This window comes from Streptomyces sp. UNOC14_S4 (genome assembly GCF_020740835.1).
In the GTDB taxonomy this organism is placed as follows: domain Bacteria; phylum Actinomycetota; class Actinomycetes; order Streptomycetales; family Streptomycetaceae; genus Streptomyces.
On the sequence record NZ_JAINFC010000642.1, the window covers coordinates 1 to 3,699 of the forward strand.

At 71.6% G+C, this 3,699-nt stretch carries 3 protein-coding genes; 1 reads left to right on the forward strand and 2 read right to left on the reverse strand.

Annotated features, from left to right (window positions below; genetic code table 11):
- Window positions 1-126 precede the first annotated feature (126 nt).
- A complete protein-coding gene (gene nadA, locus K6I34_RS33550; protein ID WP_229331817.1) occupies window positions 127-1,311 on the reverse strand; it encodes a quinolinate synthase NadA in 1,185 nt (394 codons plus the stop codon).
- A 258-nt stretch (window positions 1,312-1,569) separates the two neighbouring features.
- Here nadA and erpA point away from each other — a divergent pair, with 258 nt between their 5' ends.
- Window positions 1,570-1,926: an iron-sulfur cluster insertion protein ErpA gene (erpA, locus tag K6I34_RS33555; protein WP_229331818.1), complete on the forward strand. Its 357-nt coding sequence runs from the start codon at window positions 1,570-1,572 to the stop codon at window positions 1,924-1,926.
- A gap of 97 nt (window positions 1,927-2,023) precedes the next feature.
- On the opposite strand, the gene K6I34_RS33560 is transcribed toward erpA, so the two are convergent.
- Complete coding sequence (locus tag K6I34_RS33560; protein WP_229331819.1) at window positions 2,024-3,541, reverse strand: hypothetical protein; 1,518 nt, start codon at window positions 3,539-3,541, stop codon at window positions 2,024-2,026.
- Window positions 3,542-3,699: the final 158 nt, after the last annotated feature.

Genomic DNA, 3,699 nt, shown 5'->3' on the forward strand with positions numbered 1-3,699 from the left:
GAAAACTCTCCCCCACAGCAACCCACCCAGCCCGTCCGGCGCTTGAGGACGCGGCCGCAGGCCGCCCCCGCCCGGAGGGCGGCGACGGCGGGAGAGCCGAACGGGCACCGGACGGAGGAGTCGCGGCTAACCCCCCGGGAGGGCGAGCATGCGCTCCAGGGCCAGCTTCGAGAAGGCCGCCACCTCCGGGTCCACCTCGATGCGATTCACCAGCTTGCCGTCGGCCAGGGACTCCAGGGTCCAGACGAGGTGCGGCAGGTCGATGCGGTTCATCGTGGAGCAGAAGCACACCGTGCGGTCGAGGAAGACGATTTCCTTGCCCTCGGAGGCGAAACGGTTCGCCAGGCGCCGTACGAGGTTGAGCTCCGTGCCGATGGCCCACTTGGAACCGGCCGGGGCGGCCTCCAGGGCCTTGATGATGTACTCCGTGGAGCCGACGTGGTCGGCGGCGGCCACGACCTCGTGGCGGCACTCCGGGTGCACCAGGACATTGACACCCGGGATGCGCTCGCGCACGTCCTTGACCGAGTCCAGGCTGAAGCGGCCGTGCACGGAGCAGTGGCCCCGCCACAGGATCATCTTCGCGGCCCGCAGCTCCTCGGCGGTCAGGCCGCCGTTCGGCTTGTGGGGGTTGTAGACGACGCAGTCCTCCAGCGACATCCCCATGTCGCGGACGGCGGTGTTGCGGCCCAGGTGCTGGTCCGGCAGGAACAGGACCTTCTCGCCCTGCTCGAAGGCCCACGTCAGCGCGCGCTCGGCGTTGGACGAGGTGCAGATCGTGCCGCCGTGCTTGCCGGTGAAGGCTTTGATGTCGGCGGAGGAGTTCATGTACGAGACGGGGACGGTCACCTCGGCGACGCCCGCCTCGGTCAGAACGTCCCAGCACTCGGCGACCTGCTCGGCGGTGGCCATGTCGGCCATCGAGCAGCCCGCGGCCAGGTCCGGCAGGACGACCTGCTGGGTGTCCGAGGTCAGGATGTCCGCCGACTCGGCCATGAAGTGCACGCCGCAGAAGACGATGTACTCGGCGTCGGGCCGGGCGGCCGCGTCGCGCGCGAGCTTGAAGGAGTCGCCGGTGACGTCCGCGAACTCGATGACCTCGTCGCGCTGGTAGTGGTGGCCCAGCACGAAGACCTTGTCGCCGAGCCTGGCCTTGGCCGCACGCGCGCGCTCGACCAGGTCGGGGTCGGACGGCGCGGGCAGGTCGCCCGGACACTCCACGCCCCGCTCGCTCCTCGGGTCGGCCTCGCGGCCGAGCAGCAGGAGCGCGAGGGGGGTGGGCTGGACATCCAAGGGTTGGGCGGTGGTCACGACACGCACCCTTTCTGTGCTGCGGACGGCTCTGGAACAGCCTTGTCGTCAATTTGACGCTATCTATCATAGCTGCTTCGTGTCAGTTTGACGATGGCCATTGCGTCGATGTGACGCATTCCCGATCGGGCCGGTGGTGTGCGAGCATGAAAGACGAGAAGTGACCTAGAAGTGACACGGCGGGCCCGGAATGAATCCGGGAGGCCGGCGGTTGCAGCCGAGGGCAAGCAGTCCGCACGAAACCCGGGAGTGAAGCAGATGTCCGTTCAGGACGAGAAGACCACGGTGAGCGACGGCATCCTCCTGTCCGACGCAGCGGCCGCCAAGGTCAAGACCCTGCTGGAGCAGGAAGGCCGTGACGACCTCGCCCTGCGCGTCGCCGTCCAGCCCGGCGGCTGCTCCGGTCTGCGCTACCAGCTCTTCTTCGACGAGCGCTCTCTCGACGGCGACGTCGTCAAGGAGTTCGACGGTGTCAAGGTCGTCACCGACCGCATGAGCGCCCCGTACCTGGGCGGCGCCTCCATCGACTTCGTCGACACCATCGAGAAGCAGGGCTTCACCATCGACAACCCGAACGCCACGGGTTCCTGCGCCTGCGGCGACTCCTTCAGCTAAGCCGTGAGGCACGCGGCCCGTACGCGAGACTGAACGCGAAGGCGGCACCCCGCTCGGGGTGCCGCCTTCGCGTTCGTCCGTGCGGTCCGTGCGCCGGTCACTTCCCCGGCGTGTCCGCGGGCACCGGCTCGCCCGTCACCGCGTCCACGACCTTCCGGTCGTCCAGCGGCTTGTCCAGCGTCACCGTCCGGTCCATGCGCTCCGCCATCATCACGCACATCTGGCCGGGCTTCTTCTCCGTGCCGACGACCTTCACCGTCACCGCGCCCGAGGACTGCTCGGCGGACGCCGTGTAGTCGTTGCACGTCCCTCCCCAGAAGTGCAGGACGAGCTTCCTGCCGTCCTGGCTGTAGGAGTCGACGCGCATCGGCGACGCCTTCGGGGTGTCCGTCGCCGGGGCCGTGCCGGAGGGCGCCGGGGACGGTCCCGCGAGGAACTTCGGGTCCACCGCCGTCTGCACCACCGGCACCGCGGCGGCCCCGTCACCCGCGCCCGGCATCCGCACCTGGAAGACCCACGACGGCACCAGCGCCTCCCGGCCCCGTACATAGGCCTGCGCGAGCGCGAACGACGCCCCGCTCACCACGGCCGGGTCCTTGCCCGCCGTCACCGACGCGGGGCAGGGCGCGGGGGCGTCCTGCCCGTACGGCACCGCCGTCGCGCAGCCGCCGATGCCCGCCGGCTTCCCCGGGCCGCTGTGCTCGTTCAGCTCCTTCAGCGCCTCGGCCGCGGAGACCAGGGGATACTCGGCCCCCTTCACCGGGGCCTGCAATTGCCCCGCGCCCTTGACCACTTGCGCGTCCGAACCGACCTCCAGGGTCGTCTGCCTGCCGTAGGTCGGCGTGCCGTTCACCACCGGATCGGCGCGTACGGCCCGTACCGCCCCGAAGGTCTGGTGCGCGTCGAGCTTCGCGCCGTCCTGGCCGAGGGCCTTCAGCACGGGCGCCGCCGCCTGCTTCGCCCTCTCCTGCGTCACCGCCCGCGCGTCACCCGGGGCGATGCCCCGGAACTGCGGGCAGCCGTCGGACGCCGGGGCCGAGGCCTGCTCCTTCTGCGGGCCCGGGCCCGGGTGCACGCAGCCGCCGCCCGGTGTCCCGTACCGCGAGTACGACCAGTCGCCCGGCCCCTGCCGCTTGACCTGGAGCACCGGCTCGTCCGCGCCCGGCGCGCCGCCCACCCGCCACACGCCCTGCTCCAGCCGGGGAGTGCCCGGCACGGACAGGGCCTTGGCGAGCGAGGCCACCTCGTCCGGACGCACCTCGTCCCGCGGCAGGAAGACCGGCGCCTTGCGCGGCCCTTCGGGAAGCGTGCCCTCCGCGCGGTAGCGCACGCCGTTGGGATCGGGCTCCCCCACGGCGATGCCCTGCGGCGAACCGCCGCCCGGGCGATAGCCGTCCAGGACCAGGGGCGGGGGAGCGCCGTCGCTCCCCGCCCCGCCCGCGGCCCCGGAATCCGTACCGTCCGCCGCGGTGGAGGCCCAGTACGCGCCCCCGCCACCGGCCAGCAGCATCGCGGCCGCCACCGACGCGACCGCCAGCCGTGGGTGCCGCCACCGCCCCCTGGGCTCCGGGGTGCGATCGGGATTGCTGTCGGTCGTGCCGCCCTCGGTGCTCACCACACCACTCCTTCGCTCCGCTCAATGTCTGTACTGCGCCGTCCTCCGGGAGGGGGACGGCGCTTGGACGGGGCGGAGGAGCGGCCGGTTCCACCAGTCCTCAGTCGCCGTACTCCGACATCGCGTCCAGCAGTCGCGCGGACCGCACGGGTATCGAC